The sequence below is a fragment of the Streptomyces sp. LS-MS-L19 genome (genome assembly GCF_058382285.1).
Map to the genome: position 1 here is coordinate 5,293,048 of NZ_JBYCLL010000001.1, position 23,470 is coordinate 5,316,517.

A 23,470-nucleotide genomic window follows, 5' to 3' on the forward strand; every position below is an offset into this window, starting at 1 on the left:
TCTATCGGGACCGTTCCGGAGCATTCACCCCATAACGTACCGAATATGATGAGATTTCATATCTCCTACCTGACCTGCGCCGTGGCGATCATCGGAGCGGCCCTCACGGCCGCCCCCTCCGCCGCCGCCCACCAGACCACCCACCTGGTCTTCCCGGGACAGTCGATCCAGCGGGCGGTGGACACCGCCCAGCCGGGCGACACCGTCCTCGTGACCCCCGGCACCTACCGCGAGAGCGTCAAGGTGACCACCCCCGGCCTCACCCTGCGCGGCACGGGCCGCGAGACCGTCATCGAGCCGGCCACGACGAAGGCCGCCAACGCCTGTGCCGAGCGCGGCAACGGCATCTGCGTGATCGGGGCGAAGGACCGCGACCTCGAGGGCGTCACCGTCGCCTCCCTCACCGTGCGGAACTTCCCCGGCACCGGCGTGTTCGCCATGGCGACCGACGGACTGACCGTGCGGAACGTGACCGCGGTGAAGAACGGCGTGTGGGGGATCGCCCAGGAGGGGTCGGTCCGCGGGGTGTTCCGGAAGAACACCGCCCGGGACAACGGCGACGCCGGCCTGTTCCTCGCGAACACCATCACGAGGGAAGCGGGCGCCGCCGACACCGAGGGGACCGTCGTCGAGCGCAACCGCCTGGAGGGCAACCGGATCGGCATCACCGTCCGGCGCCTCCGGAACCTCACCGTCGCCGACAACCACCTCACCGGCAACTGCGCGGGCGTCTTCGTCGTCGGCGACGAGAACAAGCCGCGGGCCGGCGCCCTCACCGTGCGCGGCAACACCGTCGAGCGGAACAACAAGTCCTGCCCCAAGACCGCGCGGCTGGAGGCGCTCCAGGGCTCCGGCATCGTGCTCACCGGCACCGAGGACACCCTGGTGACGGGCAACCGCGTCACCGGCAACGTCGGCACCTCCTCGTTGTCGGGCGGCATCGTCCTGTTCAAGAGCTTCGTGGGCACCACCAGCGAGCGGAACCGGATCACCGACAACACGCTGGACGGCAACGCCCCGGCGGACCTCGTCGACACGGTCGCCGGCAAGGACAACGCCTTCGCGGGCAACACCTGCCGGGCCTCCAGGCCCGCGGGACTGTGCTGACCGGCCATGGCCATCCAGGACACCGAACAACGCGAAGACCGTGAAGAACTCGAAGAACTCGAAGAAGGAGGACGGCCCATGACGGCCGTACAGACCGCCGCGCCGCCGTCCATGCGGCTCAGGGAGCTCGTGTTCGGGGCGGCGTGCGCGGCCGCCCTGCGCGCGGCCGCCCGCCTGGGTGTCGCCGACGCCCTCGACGACACCCCCCTGGCCGTCGAGGACCTCGCGGCCGAGGTCAAGACCGAACCGAGGACGCTACGGCGGCTGCTGCGCGCCCTGTCCTGCTACGGCGTCTTCGCCGAGCAGCCGGACGGCAGGTTCGCGCACACCGACATGTCCCGGCTGCTGCGCGAGGACGACCCGCACAGCCTGCGCGCCATCGCGCTGTGGTGCACCGAACCGTGGACCTGGCAGGCGTGGCCGCTGCTCGACGAGGCCGTGCGCTCGGGCCGCAGCGTGGTGAAGGACCTGTTCGGCAAGGAGTTCTTCACCTACCTCAACGAGGACGCCCCGGAGTCGGCCGACGTCTTCAACCGGGCCATGACGACCTCCAGCGTGCAGTCCGCGCGGGACGTGGCGCAGCTGCTCGACCTGTCGGGCAGCACCTCGGTCGCCGACATCGGCGGCGGCCAGGGGCACGTGGTGGCGAGCCTGCTGGAGAAGTACCCCGCGCTCCACGGCACCCTGCTCGACCTGCCGCGCGTGGTGGCCAACGCCGATCCGCGGCTGCGCGAGGGAGGTGCCCTCGCGGACCGGATGCGGCTGGTGCCCGGCGACTGCCGGGAGGCCGTCCCGGTCAAGGCGGACGTCTATGTCATCAAGAACATCCTGGAGTGGGACGACGACAGCACGACCCGCACCCTGCGCAACGTCATCGAGGCGGGCGGGCCGGGAGCGCGGGTCGTGGTCATCGAGAACCTCGTCGACGACTCGCCCTCGCTGCGGTTCAGCACCGCCATGGACCTGCTGCTGCTCCTGAACGTCGGAGGGGCCAAGCACACCACCGAGTCCCTGACCGGCAGGCTGACCGACGCGGGCCTGGTCATCGACGACATCCGCCCGGTCAACCCGTACCTGCACGCCTTCGACTGCACGGTCCCGCGCTGACCGAGCCGCCGGCACGGATTCCGGGGAACGCCGCTCGCCGGGCACACGACAGCGTGTGCCCGGCGAGCGGCGGTGGTTCAGGAGCGGACGGCGTCCCGCTCCCAGGTGTAGAAGCAGCGCGCCATCGCGTCCTTCGGCGAGCGCCAGGTCGCCGGGTCGTACGCGCTGACGTACGCCGACAGCCGTTCGCTGACGTCCCGGAACTCCGGGTGCCCGGCCGCCTTGGCGATGGCGGGCCCGGGGTCCCGCTCGGACTCGATGAGGTGCAGGTACACCTCGCCGAACTGGAAGAGGCTGCGCCGCGCGACCCCCACCAGGTGGGGGAGTTCACCCCGGTCCGACTCCTCGAACACCTTGGCGATGTCGAGGGCGGACTCCGGGGCCATGCGGGCGACGATCAGGGACTGGTGCATCGTCGGGTCTCCGTCCCGGTCAGTCGGACAGCACCGAGACGGGCCGGCGTTCTCCGGCCTCCTTCTCGATGCGGTCCCGGATCAGAGCCATCTGGATCTTGGAGTTCCGGTTGATGTTGTCCGTCATCCAGTCGTCGTCCACCGGGGCGTCCGGCCGCATCGCGAAGTCCTGCGTCCAGACCATCCGGGTGCCCTCGGGCACCTTCTCGTACTGCCACACGATGTTCATGTAGGCGAAGGGCCCGGTCTCGACCCGGCGGGCGCGCACGGTGAGGGTGTCGCGGTCCGCCTCCCGCTCCGAGACCCAGCTCCACACCTTGCCGTTGTCGTCGGGGTGCATGGTGAGCCGGAAGGTGGTCCGGTTCCCCTCCTGGGAGAGGATCTCGGCGGAGGCGTACTCGCTGAACAGGTTCGGCCAGTCCGCCACGTCGTTGGTCATGTCCCAGACCAGGTCCAGCGGGGCCGCGATGGTGACCTCGTTCTGTGTGTGTCCGGTCATCTCAGGCTCCCGCGAGAAGCGTGCTGTTGACGAGGTCGAGGAACTGCCGAGGCGTCCTGCTCTTCTCGGCGTCGGGGGGCATCGGCGTGCCGTAGCGGTTCTCCAGCTCGCCGACGATGCCCAGCAGACCGAGCGAGTCGAGGCCGAAGGCGTCGAAGCCGGAGTCGGCCATCTGCTCGAGGTCCTGCGGGGCGACGGTGATCCCGGCGGCCTTCTTCATGAGCCCGGCCAGCTCTTCCACGGTGATGCGGTCGCTCATACGGTTGTTCTCCTTGCCTGGTGATGTGAGTTCGCGAGGCCCCGCTACGAGGCGTCGCCGGCACCGCGCCGGAGCACCAGCGCCGAGTTCGACCCCATGAGTCCCCGGCTGAGGACCAGCGCCGTGCGCGTCTCGGTGGCCCGCGCGCGGCCGGTGACGAGGTCGAGGTCGTGGCAGATGTCGAAGACGTTCGGGGTGGGTGGTACCAACCCCTGCTCCATGGCCAGCACCGCCGCCGCGACGTCCAGTACGGGCGCCGCGGCCAGACCCCGGCCGACGCCGGTCTTCGGCGCCGTGACCGGCACCCGCCCGGCGTGCGGGCCCAGGGCGTCGGCGAGCGCCAGCACTTCGGCGCGGTCCGCCGCCGGCACCCCGAGGGCGTCGGCGAAGACCACGTCGATCTCCTCGGGCGCGCACCCGGCCTCCTCCAGGGCGCCCCGGATCGCCCGGGCCAGCCCCTCCCGGGACTGCTCCCAGCGGGAGGCGCCGGTGAACGTCGCCGCGTGCCCGGCGACGACGGCCCGCAGCGGCGCACCCCGGTCGCGGGCCGACTCCTCGGCCTCCACGACGAACATGGCGCCCCCTTCGGCGGGGACGAAACCGCAGGCCGCCGTGGTGAACGGCCGGTAGGCGCGGTCCGGTTCGGCGACGGTGCTCAGCTCCTCGTACCCGAGCTGGCACACCATCGAGTAGGGGGCCAGCGGCGCCTCGGTCGCACCGGCCACGATCACGTCGGTGCCGCGTCGCACGGCCCGCGCCGCGTGCGCCAGGGCGTCCAGGCCGCCCGCCTCGTCGGCGGCGATCACCCCGCAGGGGCCCTTGAAGCCGCCCCGGATGGAGATCTGGCCGGTGCTCGCCGCGTAGAACCAGGCGATCGACTGGTACGGCCCGACGAAACGACTGCCCTTGCCCCACAGCTGCTGGAGCTCGCGCTGTCCGAACTCGCCGCCGCCGGAACCGGCCGCGGTGACCACGCCCACCGAGAACGGCGCGGCGTCGGTGTCGGCCCGGCCGAGCCCGGCCTCCTCCAGGGCGAGGTCGGCCGCGGCCATCGCGAAGTGCGTGAACCGGTCGGTCTGGACGAGGTAGCGCTCCTCGATCGCCGACGGCGGGTCGAAGTCGCGCACCTGGCCGGCCACCCGCAGCGGCATGTTCTCGCAGCCCTCGCGGGTGATGATGTCCAGGGCGCTGACACCTTCCCTGGTGGCCTTCCAGAAGGCGTCGGTGCTGATTCCGTTGGGCGCGACCACGCCGATTCCGGTGACGGCCGCGCGCCGGGCGTTCGAGGCGCTCATAGGGTCCTCTCCCTCGGCAGGGTCATGACCACCGCGGACTGGAAGCCGCCGAACCCGCTGCCCACCGAGAGCACGTTGCGCAGCCGGCGCTCACGGGCGACACGCGGTACGTAGTCCAGGTCGCACTCGGGGTCGGGGGTCTCGTAGTTCGCGGTGGGCGGCACCACCTGGTGGGCCAGGGCCAGCGCGCAGGCGACGACTTCGATCGCCCCGATCGCGCCGAGGGAATGGCCCACCATGGACTTGATGGAGCTCATGGGCGTGTCGTAGGCGTGCGGGCCCAGAGCGCGTTTGACCGCGGCCGTCTCGTGCCGGTCGTTCTGCAGGGTGCCCGAGCCGTGCGCGTTGACGTAGTCGATCGCGGTGCCGTCGAGGCGGGCCTGGCCGAGGGCGTCCTCGATCGCCCGGGCCATCTCCAGGCCCTCGGCGGTCAGACCGGTCATGTGGTAGGCGTTGCCGAAGGTGGCGTAGCCGCCGATCTCGCAGTACACGTGCGCGCCGCGGGCCCGGGCGTGTTCCAGTTCCTCCAGGACCAGCACCGCGCCGCCCTCACCCATGACGAACCCGTTGCGGTCGGCGTCGAAGGGGCGGGAGGCGTGCGCGGGGTCGTCGTTGCTCGGCGAGGTCGCCTTGATGGCGTCGAAGCAGGCCATGGTGATGGGGGAGATCGGCGAGTCCGAGGCGCCCGCGATGCACACGTCGGCCCGGCCCTCCTCGATCGTGTGGAAGGCGTACCCGACGGCGTCAAGACCCGAGGTGCAGCCGGTGGAGACGGTCTGCACCGGCCCGCGCGCCTCGAACCGCTCCGCCACCGCTGAGGCCAGGGTGCTGGGCGCGAACGCCCGGTGCAGATGCGGGCCGGCCTCCCGGTGGTCCACGTCCCAGCGCTGCCCGCCATGGCTGACCAGGACGTAGTCGTGCTCGAGCCGGGTGGTCCCGCCGACCGCGGTGCCCAGCGACACCCCGACCCGCCAGGGGTTCTCCGCGGCCAGGTCGAGGCCGGAGTCGGCTATCGCCTCCTCGCCGGCGACCAGGGCGAACTGGATGTACCGGTCGGCGCGGGCGATCTGCTCCGCGTCCAGTCCGTGGGCCGCCGGGTCGAAGTCGCACTCGGCGGCGATCCGCGAGCGCAGTCCGGACGGATCGAAGAACGTGATGCCGCGGGTCGCCGTACGGCCGCTGGTCAGCAGGTCCCAGAACGCCGGGACCCCGATGCCGCCCGGGGCGACGATTCCTATGCCGGTGACCGCCACGCGCCTGGTCATGAGCGGACCTGTGCTCGCTCGGCCCCGACCGCGGACGGCTCCACCGGGATCGGCACGCCGTTCGCGTCCTCGGTGTCGACGTGCCCGAGCGGCGGGCTCGGGGCCAGCGGGCCGAGGTGGAAGACCAGCCGGGCCTCCACCCTGCCCACGTTGCGGAAGCGGTGCCGCATGTGGGCGGGGATCAGCAGGCCCTGCTCGGGCTGGAGCGGGTGGGGCTCACCGTCGAGGTCCACCTCCAGCTGCCCGCAGACGACGTAGATGAACTCCTCCGAGTACGGGTGGTAGTGCTCGGCGATGCGGTCCCCTGGCTGGACGATGGCCACGCCCATGAAACCGCTGGTCGAGCCGACCGTGGTGGGGGTGAGCATGGCGCGCAGGTCGCCACCGCGCCGGGTGTTGGGCTCGACCTCGCTGAGGTCCACGATTCCGGGATGACGATTGATCACGACGTTCCTCCGAACATGTGCTGTGACGACATGTGCTGCACCTGCGTGTGCCGCACCTGCATGAGGGCGTGGCCGGCACGGGGGGCGTCCCGCCGGGTGGTACGGCAGCGCGAGCCGCCGGTGGTAGGGGGAGCGCGAGCCGCCGGTCGTGACCCCGACCGCTCGGAGCCCGCGGCCCGCGCGGGGAGGTCACGACCCCTGCGCCATGCGCCCCGCACGGGGAGGTCACGACCCGCGGGCACCTGCGACCCCGCACCGGGAGGTCACGGCCCGGTGGGACATCTGGCCCGCCCGGCCGTGTCGTCCGGTGGGACGCCACCACCGGCACCGTCCCGGGCGACGGTGATCAGGCGTCGGGCGAGCGGCGGTCGGTGACGAGTTCCATGCAGGAGACCGCCCCGCCGTCGAGGAGCGCCGTCAGCTCGGCGTCCTGACCGGCGTCGGTGTCGAGCCCGCCGCGCACGTCGACCAGGCGCACCACGATGTCGTCGCGCTGGAAGATCGTGCTGCGCAGCACCGGCCCCTGCGGGTCGTCCGCCGCCGCCTCGTCCTGCCGGGCGAGCAGCTCGGCCAGCCGCATGCCCTGACCCTCGCGGGCCGGGTAGTACAACGCGTGCCGCACCGCGTCCGGGCTCTCCTGACCGGCCGTCACATGGTGTACGGCGGGCAGCGCGGCGCGGGTGAAGAAGACCCGCGCGGACTCGGGGTCGTCGAGGTCCCGGTCCTGCTCCAGGTAGGGGTTGATGGCCTCCTCGACGGCCCGTACCGCGGGCTGCCGGGCCACGTACCGGAGTGCGGCGAGCAGGTCGCCGCGCACCTCGATGGCCCGCACGACCCGGTTGCCGTGCATGAACAGGGAGGTGCGGCACAGCCGGGTGGTGTCGTCGACCCGGGGCTCCGGGGAGGCGTAGTCGGCGAGGATCTTCGCCACGGCCTCCTCGCTGCCCGGCTTGACGGTGAAGGTGAGCGCGTGCCGGATCAGGCCGTCGCCGATGCGGGGGGAGGCCTGGAGCCGGCGCTTGCCCGCCTTGGCGTCCACCGCCGGTCCGCCGGTCTCGCGGACGATGTGGAAGCGCAGCGACCTGGTGTCCCGGACGCACGAGTGCAGCGGCTCCACCATGTGCACGTGTTCCTCGCTGTTCACCCAGGTCAGGAAGGGCGGGGCGCTCTCCCACTCGCTGGTGATCAGCCACTGGGAGGGGTTCTCGATGGACTGGCACAGCTGGTCGCTGACATGCCCGGGGACCGAGGCGACCTGGTTGCACAACTGCTCGTAGGCCTCCAGGAACTGCTGCTGGGCACCGTCGTAGACATCGACCAGCAGGACGACACGGAGCCTCGAACCGTCGAACACGGACTGGGAGACACGCTGCGACGCCTGTTGTGCAAGCGGTTTCGTGACACGTTCGGACGTGGTGGTCATGCTGCGCACAACTCCTTGGTGGGGGACGGACGGACGTCGGCCACACGTGGGGTGACGTCGGCGTGCCTCGATCCTGTGCCCGCGCTGTGAAGGGCGCGACTCGTATGCACCGAGCGGGTGATCGACCGGCCGGACGGCCGGAAACGGCTCAGGTGAGGTGGGCGAAGACCACGAGGTTGTCGGTGTAGTCCTTGACCGAGTGGTCGTAGTCGCCCGCGCAGGTGATGAGCCGGACCTGGGCCTGGGCGGTGTCGCCGTACACCCGCTGACTGGGGAAGTCGTCCTTGGCGAAGGTCTCCGCGCTGTCGACCGTGAAGCTCGCCCGGCTTCCGTCGGCCCGGTCGACGTGGAAGACGTCTCCCTTGCGCAGCTCCCCGAGCCGCGCGAAGACGGCGGCCGAGGTCGCCGTGTCGACGTGCCCGGCGATGATCGACGTACCCGTCTCACCGGGGGAGGCGCCGTCGGCGTACCAGCCGACGAGGTTGGTGTTGGCGGCCGGCGGGGGCTGGAGCTGCCCCGTGGGGCCGATCGCCAGCTGGGTGAAGGGGGCGTCGACCGAGATCTTGGGGATGAGCAGGCGCACGGGCGCCGAGCGCGGCAGATGCCTGCCCTCGGCCGCGGTCGGCGCCGGGCCGTCCGCCGGGTTGCCCGCCGCCGGGGCCGACGCGGAGACGGGGGCCGCCTGCGGCGGGCGGGACGGATCGTCGGGCGACGAGTCGTTGCCGCCGAACAGGCTCACGGCCACGACGAGGACCGCTACGGCGGCCAGCACCATCCTGCTGCTGGATCCCCGCCCGTTCGGGGCCGGTGCGGCGCCGCCCAGACTGTCGAGCGGGTGGTTGCCGGGGCTGTCTGCGGGGGAAGAGGGTCGAACTGCCAACGGAATCAACCTCACCGGGGCACGGTGGCGGATCGGACGGGGGGCGGGGACCGGCGGGGCGACGGCCCGCACGGGGGGCGGGACGGTGCCCCGGTGCGGCCGGCCGGGCCGCCACGCGGCGCGCACGCGTGGCGGCCTCAGCGGCTATCGCATCCGGCATGGGTCAGGCCAGGCTTCCGGCGGTCTTCTTACGACGCGCCGCGTACAGCCCGGTTCCGGCGACCGCCAGGACGGCGAGGCCGCCCGCGGTCATGCCCGGCGAGGCGAGCGCGCCGCCACCGGTGTGCATGCCGCCGCTGGGCTTCTCGTGGCTGCCGCTCCAGCCGCCGCCGCCCTCCTCCTGCTTGCCGCTCCAGCCGCCGGACTCCTTGCTCTGGTCGTCCTTGTCCTTGTAGGTCTCCGGGTCGTGCTTGGGGTCCTTCGCGGTGCCCCAGTCGTCCGCGTTGACCGCGGTCAGCGCACCGCCACCGGTGTGCATGCCACCGTGCGGCCGGTCGTGGTCGCTGCCCTTGCCGTGCTCCTTGCCGTGCTCCTTGTCCTGCTCCTTGCTGTAGGAGGAGTCCGTCTGGTCCCAGTCGTCGCCGGCCGCCGCGTAGGCGCCGGGGGCACCGAGAGCGAGGACGGTCGAAGCGGCCGCGGTGGCCAGAATCATGCGAGCAGAGCGCATCTGACGTTCCTTCCGTCGGCGGCCGGGCAGCTGGTGCTTCGTCAGCTGATGTGGCCCGCCTCCGACGTGATCCACCGTCATCCAGCGGCCCGTCCCCCACCACTCAAGGCGATCACACGGGTGAATCCGGCCGCCCGCCCGGCGCCCCCGCGGCACCACGCGCACACCTGACGCAACGTCTGACGCCACGCCCGGCACCCTGCCTGACGTGGCGTCCGATCGACGAACGGGCGGAGGTCAGCCCAGGGACAGCACCGCCCCGAGGACCTCCCGCAGCACGGTCTCGGCGTCCGGGACCGGGCCCTGTGCCCGCCAGGCCACGAACCCGTCGGGCCGCACGAGGACGGCGCCCCCGGACGTCGTACCGTGCGCCGCCGCCCAGTCGGTGCCGCCCTCGGGCGTCAGCTCGGCCTCGGCCCCCTCGCCGATCCGGTACGAGTCCAGGGGGACGGGCGTGTCCGCGGCGAGACGTACGGCGGCCTCGTGCCAGCCGCCCGCGTCGCCGGCCCCGCTGAGCAGCACGAACGACCGCTCGTAGAGGTCCAGCGTGGAGATCCGCTCCCCCCGGTGCCGTACCGCCAGGTGGGGTGCCCTGCTGCCGGGTTCCCCGGACAGGTCGAGGCGGTCCGGTACGACCGGGGTCGCGGGGTCGGTGCCGGCGACCGCGCCCACCGGATAGCGGTAGCCGAGGGCCACGTTGAGGATGCCGCGCTGCGGGCCGCCGCCGGTGCCGGGCGGTGGGGCGTAGCCGGGGTGGCTGTGCTCGGCCGACCGGGCGGCGGCACGGGCGCTGGTCGCCTCCGCGACCGGGCGGCGCTCGGCGTCGTACGAGTCCAGCAGACCCTCACCGGCCCAGCCGCCGAGCACCGCGGCGAGCTTCCAGGCGAGGTTGTGGGCGTCCTGGATACCGGTGTTGGAGCCGAACGCCCCGGTGGGGGACATCTCGTGGGCCGAGTCGCCGGCCAGGAACACACGGCCCGCGCGATACCTCGTGGCGACCCGCTGGGCGGCGTGCCAGGGGGCCCGCCCGGTGATCTCCACGTCGAGGTCGGGGACGCCGACCGCGCGGCGGATGTGGTCCGTGCAGCGCTCGTCGGTGAACTCCTCCAGCGTCTCGCCGCGTTCGGGGTGCCAGGGGGCGTGGAAGACCCAGTTCTCCCGGTTGTCCACGGGCAGCAGGGCGCCGTCGGCGTCCGGGTCGGTGAGGTAGCAGACGATGAAGCGGCGCTCGCCCACCACGTCGGCGAGCCGGCGGGAGCGGAAGGTGATGCTGACGTTGCTGAACAGGTCACCGGGACCGCTCTGGCCGATGCCGAGCTGCTCGCGGGCGGGGCTGCGGGGGCCGTCGGCGGCCACCAGGTAGTCCGCGAGGAACGTGGTGTGCTCGCCGGTCTCGCGGCTCTTGACCACCGCGGTGACACCGTCGGGCCCGCTGTCGAAGGACATCAGCTCGGTCGCGTAGCGCAGGTCGCCGCCCAGCCGCCTGGCGTGGTCCAGCAGCACCGGTTCCAGGTCGTTCTGGCTGCACAGGCACCAGGAACTCGGGCTGAAGCGGGCCAGGCCGCCGCCCGCGTCGATCTCCTTGAAGAGCCACTCGCCCGCGTCGCCGACCAGGGTCGGGGTCTGGAGGATCCCGTGGTTGTCGGCCAGCGTGGCGGCCGCCTGACGGATCATCGGCTCGACACCGGCCGTGCGGAACAGCTCCATCGTGCGGACGTTGTTGCCGCGGCCGCGGGGGTGGATGGAGGTGCCGGAATGGCGCTCCACCAGGGTGTGCCGCACCCCCAGCCGGCCCAGGAACACCGAGGTCGACAGGCCGACCAGGGAACCGCCGACGATGAGGACCGGGACCCGGTGGATGGTGGGGTCGGCTTGTTCGGCTCTGTGGTTCATCGCTCGCCTCCAGCGCGTCGTGTCCACCGACTCGTCCGGATACGGCCGGGAGCCTCATCCATGCCCCACGCCACGACCCCGGCCACAGGCTTCACCCGCTTAACGCGTTCGTTTCGCCGAGTCGGCGGGCATACGGCGGCGCCCCGGGGCGTGGCGCGCCCGGGCGCCGGTCCGCCGCCGCGAGGTGTCAGGGCCGGGTCTCCCCGGCGCGGACCAGGCCGCTCTCGTAGGCGATGACGACGAGTTGAGCCCGGTCGCGGGCGCCGAGCTTGGCCATGGCCCGGTTGGCGTGGGTCTTGACGGTGACCGGGGTGACGAAGAGGCGTTCGGCGATCTCGGCGTTGGACAGCCCGCTGGCGACGAGGGTCATCACCTCCCGCTCCCGGGGTGTCAGCGTCGCGAGCCGGCCGGGGTCGGAGAGCGCCCCGGGGGACGGCTGGGCGAGGAAGCGGGCGATGAGCCTCTTGGTCGCGGTCGGTGAGAGCAGCGCCTCGTCGGCCGCGACGAGCCGGACGGCGTCGAGGAGTTGGGCGGGTTCGACGCCCTTGCCGAGGAATCCGCTGGCCCCGGCCCGGAGCGCCTCGACGACGAACTCGTCGACCTCGAAGGTGGTCAGGACGAGCACCTTCACCCCGGCCAGGTCCTCGTCCCGGCCGATCAGCCGGGTCGCCTCGATGCCGTCGACGCCGGGCATCCGGATGTCCATCACCACGACATCGGCTCGCTCGGACCGTGCGAGCCGTACGGCCTCGGCCCCGTCGGAGGCCTCGGCGACCACCTCCATGTCCGGCTGCGCGTCGATGAGCAGCCGGAAGGTCCCGCGCAGCAGGGCCTGGTCGTCGGCGAGGAGGACACGGATCGTCATGGCGGGGGTTCCCTGGTGTGTCGGGTCGGTCATGGGGGTGCGGCGGGGGTCCGGTTTCTCGGGGGCGGTCACCAGGTTGCCCCGGGGGCCCGGCTTCTCGGGGGCGGCGACCAGGCTGCCTCGGGGGTCCGGTTTCTCGGGTCGGTCACCAGGTTGCCCCGGGGGTCCGGTTTCTCGGGGTCGGTCACCGGCGTGCGGTGAGGGTCTGACGTCCCGGGCTCGGTCACAAGGCTGCGGGGGTGAGGGAGAGCGGCAGTTCGGCGGCGACCCGGAAGCCGCCCTCGGGACGCGGTCCCGTGGTGACCGTGCCGCCGACCGCGGTGGCGCGCTCGCGCATGCCGATCAGGCCGTGTCCGGTGCCGGGTCCCCGGGCCGGGTGCGGTGGGCCGTCGTCGGTGACGGTGACGTGCAGGGCGCTCGCCCCGTAGTCCAGCGTCACCTCGGCATGCGCCCCGCGGGAGTGCTTGTGGGTGTTGGTGAGCGCTTCCTGGACGATGCGGTACGCCGTGAGTTCGATGGAGGGCGCGAGGGGACGGGGGGTGCCGCGGCGGGTCACCGTCACGTCGAGGCCGCCACCGCGGACACCGCCGATCAGCGTGTCGAGGTCGGTCAGCCGGGGGAGCGGGGCCCGGGAGTCGGGAGCGTCGTCGGACTGGCGCAACAGGCCGACGGTGGCCCGCAGTTCGTCGAGCGCGGTCCGGCTGTTGTCCTTGATGTGAGCCAGCGCCTGGTGCGCCCGGACCGGATCGGTGCGCATCAGGTGGTGGGCGACTCCCGCCTGGGCGTTGACCAGGGTGATGTGGTGGGCGACGACGTCGTGGAGTTCGCGGGCGATGCGTACGCGTTCCTCGGTGACCCGGCGCCGGGCCTCCTGGTCCCGGGTGCGCTCGGCGTTCTCCGCGCGTGCCTCGGCCTCGGCGAGATGCCGGCGGCGGCTGCGGACGGCATCGCCCAGGGCGGTGGCCGCGATCGCGAAGTCGAACCGCAGCAGGCTGGTCCCCACCAGGAGCGGTTCGTGGTGGGCGGCGGCGTAGACCCCGGCGATCGCGACGGAGGCGGTGAGGCCGGTGATCCAGGCCGTCCGCCGGGTGCTGCGGGTGGCCAGCGTGTACAGGGCGACGAGGCACGCCGCGGGTGTCCCGACGCTGTCCGGGTACAGCGTCATGCCGGTCAGGTCGACGGCCAGGGTGAGCAGGACGACGGGCAGCGGCCACCGACTGCGGAAGACGAGGGGCACGCAGGCCAGCGCCGTCCAGGCCACCGCCCCGACCCGGGGCGCGTGCCACCCGGAGGGCCCGGCGGCCGTGGCCGCCACCGCGACGAAGACCACCACGGCCGCGGGCACCGCGTCCCGCACCCGCTCGTGCCGCCCCAGCCACTGCCTCACCACGGTCACCTGCATGTCCTCAATGTACGAGCGGGGCGGGCGGGGATCAGCCGGTCGGGGCCGCGGTCCGGCGCTCGGGGACCGGGTGCGGCAGCGGGTGCGGCCGGTGCCCGGGGCCTTCCACCGAGACGTTCGGCAGGGCCCGGTCCAGACGCCGGGGCAGCCACCAGTTGGCCCGGCCGCACAGGTGCATGAGGGCGGGGACGACGACCATGCGGATGAGCAGCGCGTCGAGGGCGACGGCGACGGCGAGGCTCACGCCGAACTCGGAGATCACCCGCATGCCGCCGAACACGAAGGAACCGAAGACGCAGAACATGATGGCGGCGGCGACCGCGATCACCCTGCCCGTCTCGGCCTGCCCGACCCGCACCGCGCGGTGGCTGTCCCCGGTGCGGGCCCACTCCTCGCGCATCCGGCTGACCAGGAAGACCTGGTAGTCCATGGACAGTCCGAACATGATGCCGACGACCAGGATCGGCACGAACGACTCGATCGGTCCGGCGGCCCCGAGCCCGAGGAGCGAGGCGCCGTGGCCGTACTGGAAGACGACGACGATCGCGCCGAACGCCACCCCGATGCTGAGGAGGTTCAGTACGGCCCCCACGGCCGGGATGAGCAGGCTGCGGAAGGCGACGGTCAGCAGGAGGAAGCCGAGCGCGGCGATCACCAGCACGAACAGCGGGAGCTTGCCCATCAGCACGGACGCGAAGTCGTCGTTGCTGGCGGTGGGGCCGCCCACGTAGACCTTCATCGACGTGCCCTGCTCGGCCCGCGGGATCACGTCGGCCCGCAGGCGGTCGATCAAATCCGAGGTGGCCGCCGACTGCGGGGACGTGGTCGGGACGACGGAGACCACGCCGACGCGCTGCCCGTCCTTCATGGGCGCGGCGCCGGCACTCGCGACCCCGTCGACCCGCCGGAGCGCGGTGACGAGTTTCGCCTGGGCGGCCCGGTCGGCCGCGGTGGGGGCCTGGACCGCGAGGACGAGCGGGCCGTTGAAACCTGGCCCGAAACCGTCCGCGATCATGTCGTAGGCCTGCCGGTTCGTCGAGGTCGTGGGCAGGTTGCCGTCGTCGGAGGCGCCCAGGCGCAGCGACAGGGTCGGCAGGGCGAGTGCCGCCAGCACGGCCAGCGCGAGCAGACCGAACGCCTTGGGACGGGCCTGCACCCGCTCCGCCCAGCGGCCCCACCAGCCGGTGCCGCCCGCGGCCCCCCGCACCCCGGCGGCGACCGCCCGTCGCTCGCGACGGCCGAGGATCCGGGGGCCGATCATGCCGAGCAGCGCGGGCAGCAGGGTGAGGGCGGCCAGGACGGTCAGGACGACGGTGACGGCCGCGCCGACGGCCATGCCGTTGATGATGCCGACGTTCAGGGTGAGCATGCCGAGCAGCGCCACCACGACGGTCAGCCCGGCGAACACCACGGCCCGGCCGGAGGTGTTGAGGGCCTCGGCGATCGACTCGGCCACGCCCGTGCCCGCCTTCAGCTGGGCGCGGTGCCGGTTGACGACGAACAGGGCGTAGTCGATGCCCACGCCCAGGCCGATGAGCGAACCGAGGGTCAGCGTGGTGCTCGACAGCGAGATGACATGGCTGAGCAGGATCACCGCGACCGCGGAGGTGCCGACGCCGACGATCGCCGTGACGATCGGCAGCACCGCCACCCACACCGCCCGGAAGACGAACAGCAGCACCACGAAGGCGAGCGCGATGCCCATGGCGTCGGCGACCGGGTTCGGTTCGGGGTTGACGGTGAACGCCTGCCCGTTGAGCGCGATGTGCAGACTCCCCGACTCCGGGGCGGTCGCGAGTTCCTGGACGTGCTCGACCTGCGCGTCCTGGACGTCCCGGTCGAACGCGACCGTGGCGTACGCCGTCCGGCCGTCCTTGCTGACCTGCGCCGCGCCCTGTGCCGTGTAGGGGCCGCCGACCGCGGCGACCCCGGGCGCGCGGGAGACGCGGTCCAGGGCGGCGGTCATCGCCTTCGCCACGGCGGGTGCGGTCACCTTGCCGCCCTCGGCCTGCCAGACGATCCGGCCGCTCTTGCCCGCCGCGCTGTTCGAGGCTCCCTGGAGCAGTGCGCCGGCCCTGGCGGAGTCGGTGTTCTGCGAGGTCGGGGAGTTGCCGAACGCGCTGCCTGCCGCGCCGGCCCCGGCCCCCAGACCGATCAGCAGGCCCACCCAGATCAGGAGGACGGCGAGCCGGTGCCGGTGGCACCAGCGGGCGAGAGAGGACATCGACGGGCCTTTCCAGGGACGCACCACATGAGGGTGGGCCGGGAATCCCGGCCCACCCTCACGCTCGCATCGCCTCGCCCTCCCGTCGTCGGGCGATCGAAGACACTTGCCCCTACTGCGCTCGCAGCAGGCGGCTCACCGCCTGACGGTGAAGTACTGCCAGGCCCCCCAGGTGCTGATGTTGGTGTTGTCCCGGCTGCTGGGCACGTACTGCGCGGCCACCCGGTACCTGTTGTTGACACCGTTGATGAGGGACATCTGCTGGCGGCCGGTGCTGCTGGAGCTGAGGGCCGCGCAGGCCGAGGTGCTCTGCGTGTGCCAGGCACCGCTGTAGTACCGCTGCACCCGGTACTTGACGCACTGGCCGGCCTTGTTGGGCGAGACGGTGACGTCGAGCCGCTCCTTGGCGGTGCTGTGGTATACGCGGTAGACGGTGCTGCCGACGGTCATGCTCGTGTAGTAGCCGGACAGCTTCTCGGAGACCCCCGCGTAGGTGTGCACCGCACGGGAGACGGTCTTCGGGGCGTACCGGTAGTCACCCGTGAACACCGCGCTGAACGTGGTGTTGCGGGTGAGCTTGTACGACGCCGTCAGATTGCCGTGCGAGTCCACCTTGGCGGACTTCACGAGGACCTTGGTGCCGCTGTACGGCTGGGCGTAGATCGCCACCGTACGGCTGTTGTAGGTGGTGCCGAGGTGCGCGGTGACCTTCGCGCTCTGGCCGTACTTGTACGTCCCGTGGTCGGTGGCGACCGTCAGGGACGTCGCCGCCCGGGAGACCTGCACGGTGGCCGTGCGGCTGCCGTCCTTGTGGGAGACGTCGCCGCCGAAGGACACCTTGTAGGTGTTGGCGCCGCCGACCTGCGGGGTGTCCTTGAACGTGAACGACCCGTCGGCGGCGACCTGGGCGTCGGCGAGTGCGACCCCGGAGGAATGAGCGAGGTCGGTCTTGGTCACCTTGACGACCGTGCCGGAGGCGAAGGGCGAGCCGGAGAGCCGGCCGGTCACGGTCAGCGTCTTGGCACGGGTGGCCGTGGCCGGCGCCGACAGCGTCACCGAGGTGGGCAGCTTGGCGACCTGGACGAGGCCCGAGGAGCTCGCCGCCTCGTGGGTGGCGTCGCCGGCGTAGCTCGCCGCGTAGGTGTACGTGCCCTCCGCCGACGGGGTGTCGGTGAACGTGAAGGAGCCGTTCGCCGCCGTCGTCACCTCGCGCAGGGCGGTGCCGTTGCGCGTCACCCGGACGACCTGGCCCGCGGGGAGCGCCGCGGTGGAGGTCAGGGTGCCGTTGACGGTCAGGGACCGGCCCGGGACCGCCGTGGCCGGGGCGGTGAGCTGGAGCGAGGTCGCCGCCTTGGGATTCTGGACCAGGGGTGCCTCGCTGACGACCGGTCCGCTGATCGTCTGCACGTCGGGAGTGTCAGCGGTGCCGCCGGAGAAGGCGAGGAGCGCGCTGGGCGGCAGCGTCACCGTCTGGTCCAGCACCTGCGTCCCGTCGATCCGGACGTACACGTGACCGGCGTCGATCTGCACGTCGACCTGGTGCGTGCCCTGGCGCAGGGAGGTGCCGAGCTTGACGAGCGGCTGGTAGCCGATCACCGACGAGCCGGCCGAACTGCGGCCCACCGCCACGAAGTTCTGGGCCTGGAGGGTGTTGTTCCAGCCGGTGGCGAACGCGATCACGGTGCCCGGCCGGCCCGCGATGCCGAGGCCGTCGCCGCTCGCGCCGAGCGCCGAAGCGGAGTTCTGGTCCGGGTCGAGCAGGGCGAGCGTCATGCCCTTCCCGCCGCCGCCGGGGCCGAACTTGGCGGTGAAGGTGGCCCGCAGGCCGTCGGTGCGCAGCGGCTTGCCGTACACCGCGGTACCCGCCTGGTTGGCGGTGGCCGGGGTCAGCTGGACACCGCCGCCGTCGGCGGGCACCGCCGAGCCGTTGGTCCGCCACTGCCCGTCGGCGGCCGAGGTGGTCGTGGCGGTACCGGTGCCGGTGCCCTTGATCGGCACGTACATGGCGCCCTGGGCGTTGCCGTTCGCGTCGGTCCCGGTGCCGGTGACCTCGTAGGAGGCGTTCAGGTCGGCCGCCGAGCGCGGGGTGAACGTCACGGTCTGCACGGCGGTCTGCTCGGGGCCGATGACCAGGCCCTCGGACAGCTGTACCGGGCTGTTGAAGTCACCGGTGGGCGCCTTGGCCTTGGTGACGGTCACCGGGATGTTGCCGGTGTTGGTGAGCGTGAACGACAGCGACTTCGAGCTGCCGATCGGGACCTGCCCGAAGTCCAGCGAGGCGGTGGAGAACTCCAGGTGCCCCTGTCCGGTGATGGCCGTCGCGGTGACCGGCACGCTCAGGGTGTGCGTGGCGCCGCCGCCGCTGCTGCTGACCACGAGCGAGGCGCTGTCGTCCTGGTCGCCCTGCGGCGCGTAGGTGACCGAGAGCACGAACGAACCGCCGGCCGGTACGACCGTGCCCGCGGCCGGCAGCCCCGAGGCGGTGAAGGGGCCGCCGGGCGCGGCGACCGAGTCGATGGTCTCCGGTCCGGTACCGGTGTTGGTGACCTGGAGGTTGAGCGTCGAGGTGCTGCCGGTGGGCACCTCCCCGAAGTCCAGGGCGCCGGGTGCTGCCCCGAGACCGGGCCGGGTGCCGACGCCGTGCAGCGCGAAGACGAGCTTCTGGCCGTCCGACAGGTTCGCGGTCAGGGTGCCGTTGATGCCGCCGGTGGTCGTCGGGGCGAAGGTGATCGGCACGTCCAGGGTGGCGTCCTGCGCCAGCGCCCTGGGCCGGTCGGGGGTGGGCACGGCGGACGGGTCGACCGAGAACGCGCCGGAGGCCTTGAGTCCGGTGATGCTGACGTCCTGGGTGGCCGTCAGCTTCATCGGGGCCGAGCCGCTGCTGCCCGTGGCGACCTGCCCGAAGTCCAGCGCGGCCGCGGTCAGGGCGGTCCTGGCCGGGCTGCCGAAGCCGTAGAGGACACCGTCGCGGGTGCCGACGTACACCTTGCCGTGGGCGGCCGTCGGGGTGCTGAACTTCGTGGCCGTGCCGATCGGCGCGGACCACAGCAGCTGGAGCAGGCCGTTGCCGTCGGGGGTGGGGCTGTAGGCGCGCAGGGTGCCGTCGGCGCCGGAGGCGTTGCTCGCGGAGGTCATCCACACCAGGGCGCTGGACTCGTCGTCGCCGTCGGAGGTGACCAGGGGGGAGCCGCTGGTGTAGCCGAAGGTGTCCTGGCTCTGGCCGGTGAGGGTGAGTGCGGGCGTACCGCCGTTGCGCACGCCGTACTTGAGGGCGCGCAGCGGGCCCTGGTTGCCGACGACGTAGACGTAGCCGCCGTCGCCGCCCCAGAAGGCGGGGTGTCCCCACATGCCCTGGTAGGGGCCGGACACGCTCAGCGCGGCGTCGCCGCCCTGGGGCCCCTGGCCCATGCCGCCGAGGTTGTCGCGGTCGAGCAGGAACACCCGCCCGTCCTTGCCCTGCTGGACCAGCAGATGCGGGTGCTCGGCGGTGCCGAAGCCGTCCGGCAGCGCCATCGGGGCGCCCGAGGAGATGTCCTGGTCGGTCAGGTCCAGGGTCGCGGCGTCGCTGGGGCTGAAGAAGTCGGCGGTGTTGAGGCTGCCGTCCGCGCCCACCTGGAGGCGTACGACGGACTCGGCGAGGGTGCCCTGAACGGTCTTGCCCGGTCCGGGCGCCGGGCTGATGCCGTTGCCGGTGCTGAAGAAGATCCGGCCGGAGCCGTCCGAGACCAGGCCGCCGCCGGACTGCCAGATGCCGGCGCCGCCCGTGCTGGCGCCGGTCACCGAGGCCCACATCGAGGTGATGCTGTGCGCCGTGGTGCTCACGCCGACCACATAGCCGCGGTACGGCCAGGCGTCGCAGTGACCGCCGAAGCCCGCGTAGACGACCCCGTCCATCAACAGCAGGCCGGGGCGCTGCTGTTCGTAGTAGGCGTCGAAGGTGTTGCCCGGGGCGTTGGCGGGGCTGCCCGCGATGGTGACCGGCCATCCCGCGCGTTCGGCGCCGGAGGCCGGGTCCACCGCGTGCATCAGCCACTTCGGGTGACGGTGCGTGGCGGTGCCGTCGTCGACCTTGGTGGTGAAGTAGAGGGAGTTGGTCGCCGGGTCGTAGACGGGCGTCGCGGTCGCGCCCACGTTTGGCACCAGGTCCCCGCAGCCGATCGCCGAGGCCGGCCACGCCGGTCCGTAGTTCTTGCTCCACTCGATCGCACCGGTCGTACGGTCGAGGCCGTACAGGGTGTTGCTCTCGGTGACCGCGATCACCTGGTCGCCCAGCACCAGCGGCTGGGCGTATATCTGCCCGTCCAGCTTGGTGGCGAAGAGCTGTCCGAAGGCGGAGGACTGGACGACCGCGGGGGACAGTCCGGCCTGGCTCCGGTCCCAGTTGGTGCGCAGGTTGTCGACGCCCTGGGTGGTCTGGTCGGCCTGGGCCGACGGCGACAGCAGGCCGATCGTCGCCCCGATCAGGGCGGCGCCCGCGAGGGCCGCGACCGCCATCAGACGGGGGCGGCGCCGGTCGCGGTGGCGGCCACGGCGCACGGGCACGAGAAACCCGGACAAACCGGGACCTCCTCTGGTCATCGCTCCCGGAGCGGTCACAGGTGCGGGGAAAACCTGAAGACTGAGCGGTTTTTCCTATCATCAACTGACGCGTTTCTGCACATGTTGCGCACACTTCTTTTCAGTAACGTCATCTCCGGGCGCACCCGCGGAGGTTGATCGGCACGCTGGCTAGGGTGGGGCCGTGGAGCTCCTGCACCTGCGCTATTTCGTCGCCGTCGCCCAAGAACTCAACTTCTCCACCGCGGCCCGCAGACTGCACATGGCGGCCTCTCCGCTGAGCCGTCGGATCAAGGATCTGGAACGGGAGCTCGGGCACCGGCTGTTCGACCGGGACACCCACCATGTGCGGCTCACTCCCGCCGGCAGCGCGCTGCTGCCGATCGCGCGCGGTGTCCTGGAGCAGGTCGACTCCATCGGCTGGCGGCTGGACGAGGCGGTCCGCCCCCGGCGCACCACCCTGCTGCTCGGGGTCCCCAGCGGGGTCCACCCGGATCTGCGGGAGCGGATGGACACCCTGGCGGCACGGGTCGACGACCGGTTCGAGATCAAGCGCTGGCCGGGCGGCACCGAGCGCCTGGTCGACGCGGTGTGCGACGGCAGGCTGGCGCTCACCCTGGCCCGCCTGCCGGTGGTGGGCGACCCGGCGCTGGAGCAGTTGCCGGTGATGTCGGAGCGCCTGGGCGCGGTCGTGCCGGGGGAGCGGTTCGCGGGCCGGGAGTCGATCGCCCTGGCGGAACTGACCGAACTCGCCTACGCGGGCTCCCCGTCGGCCGTGACCAACGCCTACTTCCGCGGACTGGACCGGCAGTTGCACGAACTCGGCATCCGCAAGCGCGTCGAGCTGGGCAGCGCGACGTTCGAGGGGGTCGCCGAGATAGTGGCCGGCGGACTCGCCTTCGCCATTTCCATGCTGGACGCGCGCAGCCCCATGCGGAACCACCTGGTCGGGGATGTCGCGGTCCTGCCCTTCTCGGACTTCCATCCCCGCCTGGAGACCGGGCTGCTGTGGCGCAAGGACCGCACACGGGCCGGGGACCTGGGTGACGTCATCGACCTGGCCCGCGAGGTCTTCGCCGAGCCGCTCTCCGCGTGACCTCCGGTCGGCCCCCGGCCCTCGGGGCCCACCGCCCCGGCGCCGGCGGTCAGGCTTGCGTTTGAGAAACCGATCGGTTTACGGTGGTGGAACCGATCGGTTTACCATTCTGTGGAGGTAGTCATGACCGCTCTGAAGGGCGCCAACGTCTTCGTCACCGGCGGCAGCCGCGGCATCGGCAAGGCCCTGGTGGAGGAGCTGTACGCACGCGGAGCCGCCAAGGTCTACGCCACGGCCCGCGACCCGCGCACCGTCACCCACCCCGACGCCGTCCCGGTGGCGCTGGAGGTCACCGACCCGGCCTCGGTGGCCGCGGCCGCCGCACAGGCCGACGACGTCACCGTGCTGATCAACAACGCCGGCGCCTCGGTCGGTGCGTCCTTCCTCGACTCCTCCGTCGACGACATACGCCGGGAGTTCGAGACCAACTTCTACGGCCCGCTCCTCGTGGCCCGTGCCTTCGTGCCGGTCATCGAGCGCAACGGCGGCGGCCACCTCCTCAATGTGCACTCCGTCCTGTCCTGGCTCGCCCTCGGCGGCTCCTACAGCGCCTCCAAGGCCGCCCTGTGGTCGCAGACCAACTCCCTGCGCCTGGAACTCCAGCCGCGCGGCATCGCGGTGACCGGCCTGCACGTCGGCTACGTCGACACCGACCTGGCCTCCGGCGTCGACGCCCCCAAGTCCGACCCCCGCGACGTGGCCCGCCTCGCACTGGACGGCGTCGAGACCGGCGCGTACGAGGTCCTCGCCGACGACATCTCCCGCCAGGTCAAGGCGGGCCTGGCGGGCGACCTGGCGGGGCTGTACGGGCAGTTGGCCAAGTAGCCTTCGACTCTGCACGTTCGACGACCCGTCGGCGCCGGCACCCGACCCAGTGGACGACATGCCCAGCCCGGCCGGAAGGAGCCCGTTCGGATGCCGGTGCCGGAAGAGCGGAAGCACGGTCTGGAGTCGGACACCCCGCCGGCGCCGTACGCGACCGACGGAACGGACTACCGGGGCGCGTTGCGGTACCACTACCGGGCCGCCCTGCAGAACTTCATCAAGTTCTTCCCGGTGTTCCTGCTGCTGTGGATCCAGATCTTCTTCACTCGGATCGACTGGCTGCTGCCGGTGGCCATCGTCGGCATGCTCGGCACGGTGTGGACGCTCTTCCTTCTCGCCGGCCGCGTGAGCTCGACCCGGAGGTGCGCGAAAGCGTTCCGCACCTACCCGCTCGCATTCCGCACCCCCGTCGAGAAGATCGGCATGGAGTCCACCCACACGCTCTACCTGCGCTTCGGCGACCAGCAGGGCACCCCCTTCACCCTGCGCGCGAAGGACGCCCTGGGGCGTGGCCGGTGGCCTGTCGGCATCACCGACGGCGTCTGGTTCGCCGGCGACGAGCCCTTCGGCGGCGCGATGATCGTGCCGGGCGGCGGCGAACTCCTCTTCCTCCAGCCCAGGGACTGGACCGCGAGGGAAGAGGACCGGGCCGGCGCCGGACCGGAGCGGATCGAGCAGGCGAAGCGGGCGGGCATCCATCGCCCCGCGCGCAGGTAGCGCACCTGGCGAGACAGCCGCGTCACAGGCTCACCAGAATCTGCGGCGAGAGCTCCTTGACCATGGTGTTGGTCCAGCGCATCTGCCGTAGCGTCTGCGGGTGGCAGGCGGAGGCGAGGGCGAGGAGCCCGTCGTCCCTGGTGGCCTGAGCGGCCTGGGCGAGCATCTCCCAGTGCAGGGAGTTCCGCGCGGCGTCGAGGTGGAGGTCCCGCAGGTCACGCAGGAGCAGCAGACCGGGCTCGGGGCGCCGGCCCAGTGCCTCGGCCGTCTTCTCCCTGAGCGCCGAGAGCAGACCGTACGAGGAGTCCCTGGGCGGATCGCCGAGGTCGAGGCCGTGGTGGTGGCCCGCGTCGGCCAGCAGCCGGACGTGCTCGGCGGACCAGCGGGCGAGGTCGGTGGCGACATGGTGGATCTCATGCTCCGTCCGGTGCCGCTCCGCCACCGCCGTCAGCTCCTCGGCCAGATGCCGCTCACCGTGGTGGAGCGCACGGAGGGTGAGCTCGATTCCGGTCATGGGGTGCCCTCCTCAC

General features: G+C 72.3%; 20 protein-coding genes. 5 read left to right on the forward strand and 15 right to left on the reverse strand.

Going from position 1 to position 23,470, the window contains the following annotated elements:
* Positions 1-45: 45 nt before the first annotated feature.
* Together AC2XR2_RS23740 and AC2XR2_RS23745 are read left to right on the forward strand one after the other, a co-directional pair.
* Entirely contained in the window at positions 46-1,107 is a 1,062-nt protein-coding gene (locus AC2XR2_RS23740) for a right-handed parallel beta-helix repeat-containing protein (protein ID WP_449348825.1), read from the forward strand.
* A 78-nt stretch (positions 1,108-1,185) separates the two neighbouring features.
* Positions 1,186-2,214 carry a methyltransferase gene (locus AC2XR2_RS23745; protein ID WP_381305669.1) on the forward strand — a complete coding sequence of 343 codons (1,029 nt, stop codon included), beginning with the start codon at positions 1,186-1,188 and terminating at the stop codon, positions 2,212-2,214.
* A 77-nt stretch (positions 2,215-2,291) separates the two neighbouring features.
* Here the strand turns inward: AC2XR2_RS23745 and AC2XR2_RS23750 are convergent, their stop codons facing one another.
* From AC2XR2_RS23750 to AC2XR2_RS23815, 14 genes are all read right to left on the reverse strand, one after another.
* On the reverse strand, positions 2,292-2,627 hold the full coding sequence (locus AC2XR2_RS23750) for a TcmI family type II polyketide cyclase (RefSeq protein ID WP_330265573.1): 336 nt from the start codon (positions 2,625-2,627) through the stop codon (positions 2,292-2,294).
* A 19-nt stretch (positions 2,628-2,646) separates the two neighbouring features.
* Positions 2,647-3,126 (reverse strand): SRPBCC family protein, encoded by a 480-nt coding sequence (locus tag AC2XR2_RS23755; protein WP_491516233.1) that lies wholly within the window; start codon positions 3,124-3,126, stop codon positions 2,647-2,649.
* A 1-nt stretch (position 3,127) separates the two neighbouring features.
* Complete coding sequence (locus tag AC2XR2_RS23760) at positions 3,128-3,385, reverse strand: acyl carrier protein (protein WP_449348828.1); 258 nt, start codon at positions 3,383-3,385, stop codon at positions 3,128-3,130.
* A gap of 44 nt (positions 3,386-3,429) precedes the next feature.
* Positions 3,430-4,680 (reverse strand): ketosynthase chain-length factor, encoded by a 1,251-nt coding sequence (locus tag AC2XR2_RS23765; RefSeq protein ID WP_491516234.1) that lies wholly within the window; start codon positions 4,678-4,680, stop codon positions 3,430-3,432.
* Positions 4,677-5,945: a beta-ketoacyl-[acyl-carrier-protein] synthase family protein gene (locus tag AC2XR2_RS23770; RefSeq protein WP_491516235.1), complete on the reverse strand. Its 1,269-nt coding sequence runs from the start codon at positions 5,943-5,945 to the stop codon at positions 4,677-4,679. Before AC2XR2_RS23770 ends, AC2XR2_RS23765 begins: the two co-directional genes overlap by 4 nt.
* Positions 5,942-6,391: a cupin domain-containing protein gene (locus AC2XR2_RS23775; protein ID WP_330265568.1), complete on the reverse strand. Its 450-nt coding sequence runs from the start codon at positions 6,389-6,391 to the stop codon at positions 5,942-5,944. The genes AC2XR2_RS23770 and AC2XR2_RS23775 overlap by 4 nt, the downstream gene beginning before the upstream one ends.
* 346 nt (positions 6,392-6,737) lie before the next feature.
* Positions 6,738-7,814 carry a SchA/CurD-like domain-containing protein gene (locus AC2XR2_RS23780; RefSeq protein ID WP_381302806.1) on the reverse strand — a complete coding sequence of 359 codons (1,077 nt, stop codon included), beginning with the start codon at positions 7,812-7,814 and terminating at the stop codon, positions 6,738-6,740.
* Positions 7,815-7,962: 148 nt separating this feature from the next.
* Positions 7,963-8,694, reverse strand: coding sequence for a class F sortase (locus tag AC2XR2_RS23785; protein ID WP_491516236.1), 732 nt, complete (start codon positions 8,692-8,694; stop codon positions 7,963-7,965).
* 163 nt (positions 8,695-8,857) lie between these two features.
* Positions 8,858-9,361 carry a hypothetical protein gene (locus AC2XR2_RS23790; protein ID WP_381302807.1) on the reverse strand — a complete coding sequence of 168 codons (504 nt, stop codon included), beginning with the start codon at positions 9,359-9,361 and terminating at the stop codon, positions 8,858-8,860.
* Between the two features lie 237 nt (positions 9,362-9,598).
* A complete protein-coding gene (locus tag AC2XR2_RS23795; protein WP_491516237.1) occupies positions 9,599-11,254 on the reverse strand; it encodes an FAD-dependent oxidoreductase in 1,656 nt (551 codons plus the stop codon).
* Between the two features lie 187 nt (positions 11,255-11,441).
* Positions 11,442-12,119: a response regulator gene (locus AC2XR2_RS23800; RefSeq protein ID WP_381302809.1), complete on the reverse strand. Its 678-nt coding sequence runs from the start codon at positions 12,117-12,119 to the stop codon at positions 11,442-11,444.
* Between the two features lie 223 nt (positions 12,120-12,342).
* Positions 12,343-13,521, reverse strand: coding sequence for a sensor histidine kinase (locus AC2XR2_RS23805; protein WP_491516238.1), 1,179 nt, complete (start codon positions 13,519-13,521; stop codon positions 12,343-12,345).
* A 31-nt stretch (positions 13,522-13,552) separates the two neighbouring features.
* Positions 13,553-15,745, reverse strand: coding sequence for an MMPL family transporter (locus AC2XR2_RS23810; RefSeq protein WP_491516239.1), 2,193 nt, complete (start codon positions 15,743-15,745; stop codon positions 13,553-13,555).
* A 135-nt stretch (positions 15,746-15,880) separates the two neighbouring features.
* On the reverse strand, positions 15,881-20,302 hold the full coding sequence (locus AC2XR2_RS23815; RefSeq protein ID WP_491516240.1) for an Ig-like domain-containing protein: 4,422 nt from the start codon (positions 20,300-20,302) through the stop codon (positions 15,881-15,883).
* Between the two features lie 184 nt (positions 20,303-20,486).
* Between AC2XR2_RS23815 and AC2XR2_RS23820 the strand changes: the two genes are divergently transcribed.
* The 3 genes from AC2XR2_RS23820 to AC2XR2_RS23830 all read left to right on the forward strand — a co-directional run bounded on the left by AC2XR2_RS23820 (position 20,487) and on the right by AC2XR2_RS23830 (position 22,940).
* Positions 20,487-21,398 (forward strand): LysR family transcriptional regulator, encoded by a 912-nt coding sequence (locus AC2XR2_RS23820; protein WP_491516241.1) that lies wholly within the window; start codon positions 20,487-20,489, stop codon positions 21,396-21,398.
* Positions 21,399-21,521: 123 nt separating this feature from the next.
* Complete coding sequence (locus tag AC2XR2_RS23825) at positions 21,522-22,223, forward strand: SDR family oxidoreductase (protein ID WP_381302814.1); 702 nt, start codon at positions 21,522-21,524, stop codon at positions 22,221-22,223.
* 90 nt (positions 22,224-22,313) lie between these two features.
* Positions 22,314-22,940 carry a hypothetical protein gene (locus tag AC2XR2_RS23830; RefSeq protein ID WP_491516242.1) on the forward strand — a complete coding sequence of 209 codons (627 nt, stop codon included), beginning with the start codon at positions 22,314-22,316 and terminating at the stop codon, positions 22,938-22,940.
* Between the two features lie 22 nt (positions 22,941-22,962).
* Here AC2XR2_RS23830 and AC2XR2_RS23835 read toward each other — a convergent pair whose 3' ends face one another.
* Complete coding sequence (locus AC2XR2_RS23835) at positions 22,963-23,454, reverse strand: hypothetical protein (RefSeq protein WP_491516243.1); 492 nt, start codon at positions 23,452-23,454, stop codon at positions 22,963-22,965.
* Between the last annotated feature and the right edge of the window lie 16 nt (positions 23,455-23,470).

Excerpts from the sequence above, each read along its gene's own strand:
- AC2XR2_RS23780 (WP_381302806.1), bottom strand. The coding sequence starts at position 7,814 with ATGACCACCACGTCCGAACGTGTCACGAAACCGCTTGCACAACAGGCG.
- AC2XR2_RS23740 (WP_449348825.1), top strand. The coding sequence starts at position 46 with ATGATGAGATTTCATATCTCCTACCTGACCTGCGCCGTGGCGATCATC.
- AC2XR2_RS23805 (WP_491516238.1), bottom strand. The coding sequence starts at position 13,521 with ATGCAGGTGACCGTGGTGAGGCAGTGGCTGGGGCGGCACGAGCGGGTG.
- AC2XR2_RS23810 (WP_491516239.1), bottom strand. The coding sequence starts at position 15,745 with ATGTCCTCTCTCGCCCGCTGGTGCCACCGGCACCGGCTCGCCGTCCTC.
- AC2XR2_RS23835 (WP_491516243.1), bottom strand. The coding sequence starts at position 23,454 with ATGACCGGAATCGAGCTCACCCTCCGTGCGCTCCACCACGGTGAGCGG.
- AC2XR2_RS23760 (WP_449348828.1), bottom strand. The coding sequence starts at position 3,385 with ATGAGCGACCGCATCACCGTGGAAGAGCTGGCCGGGCTCATGAAGAAG.
- AC2XR2_RS23825 (WP_381302814.1), top strand. The coding sequence starts at position 21,522 with ATGACCGCTCTGAAGGGCGCCAACGTCTTCGTCACCGGCGGCAGCCGC.
- AC2XR2_RS23790 (WP_381302807.1), bottom strand. The coding sequence starts at position 9,361 with ATGCGCTCTGCTCGCATGATTCTGGCCACCGCGGCCGCTTCGACCGTC.
- AC2XR2_RS23800 (WP_381302809.1), bottom strand. The coding sequence starts at position 12,119 with ATGACGATCCGTGTCCTCCTCGCCGACGACCAGGCCCTGCTGCGCGGG.
- AC2XR2_RS23745 (WP_381305669.1), top strand. The coding sequence starts at position 1,186 with ATGACGGCCGTACAGACCGCCGCGCCGCCGTCCATGCGGCTCAGGGAG.
- AC2XR2_RS23795 (WP_491516237.1), bottom strand. The coding sequence starts at position 11,254 with ATGAACCACAGAGCCGAACAAGCCGACCCCACCATCCACCGGGTCCCG.
- AC2XR2_RS23830 (WP_491516242.1), top strand. The coding sequence starts at position 22,314 with ATGCCGGTGCCGGAAGAGCGGAAGCACGGTCTGGAGTCGGACACCCCG.
- AC2XR2_RS23750 (WP_330265573.1), bottom strand. The coding sequence starts at position 2,627 with ATGCACCAGTCCCTGATCGTCGCCCGCATGGCCCCGGAGTCCGCCCTC.
- AC2XR2_RS23755 (WP_491516233.1), bottom strand. The coding sequence starts at position 3,126 with ATGACCGGACACACACAGAACGAGGTCACCATCGCGGCCCCGCTGGAC.
- AC2XR2_RS23765 (WP_491516234.1), bottom strand. The coding sequence starts at position 4,680 with ATGAGCGCCTCGAACGCCCGGCGCGCGGCCGTCACCGGAATCGGCGTG.
- AC2XR2_RS23770 (WP_491516235.1), bottom strand. The coding sequence starts at position 5,945 with ATGACCAGGCGCGTGGCGGTCACCGGCATAGGAATCGTCGCCCCGGGC.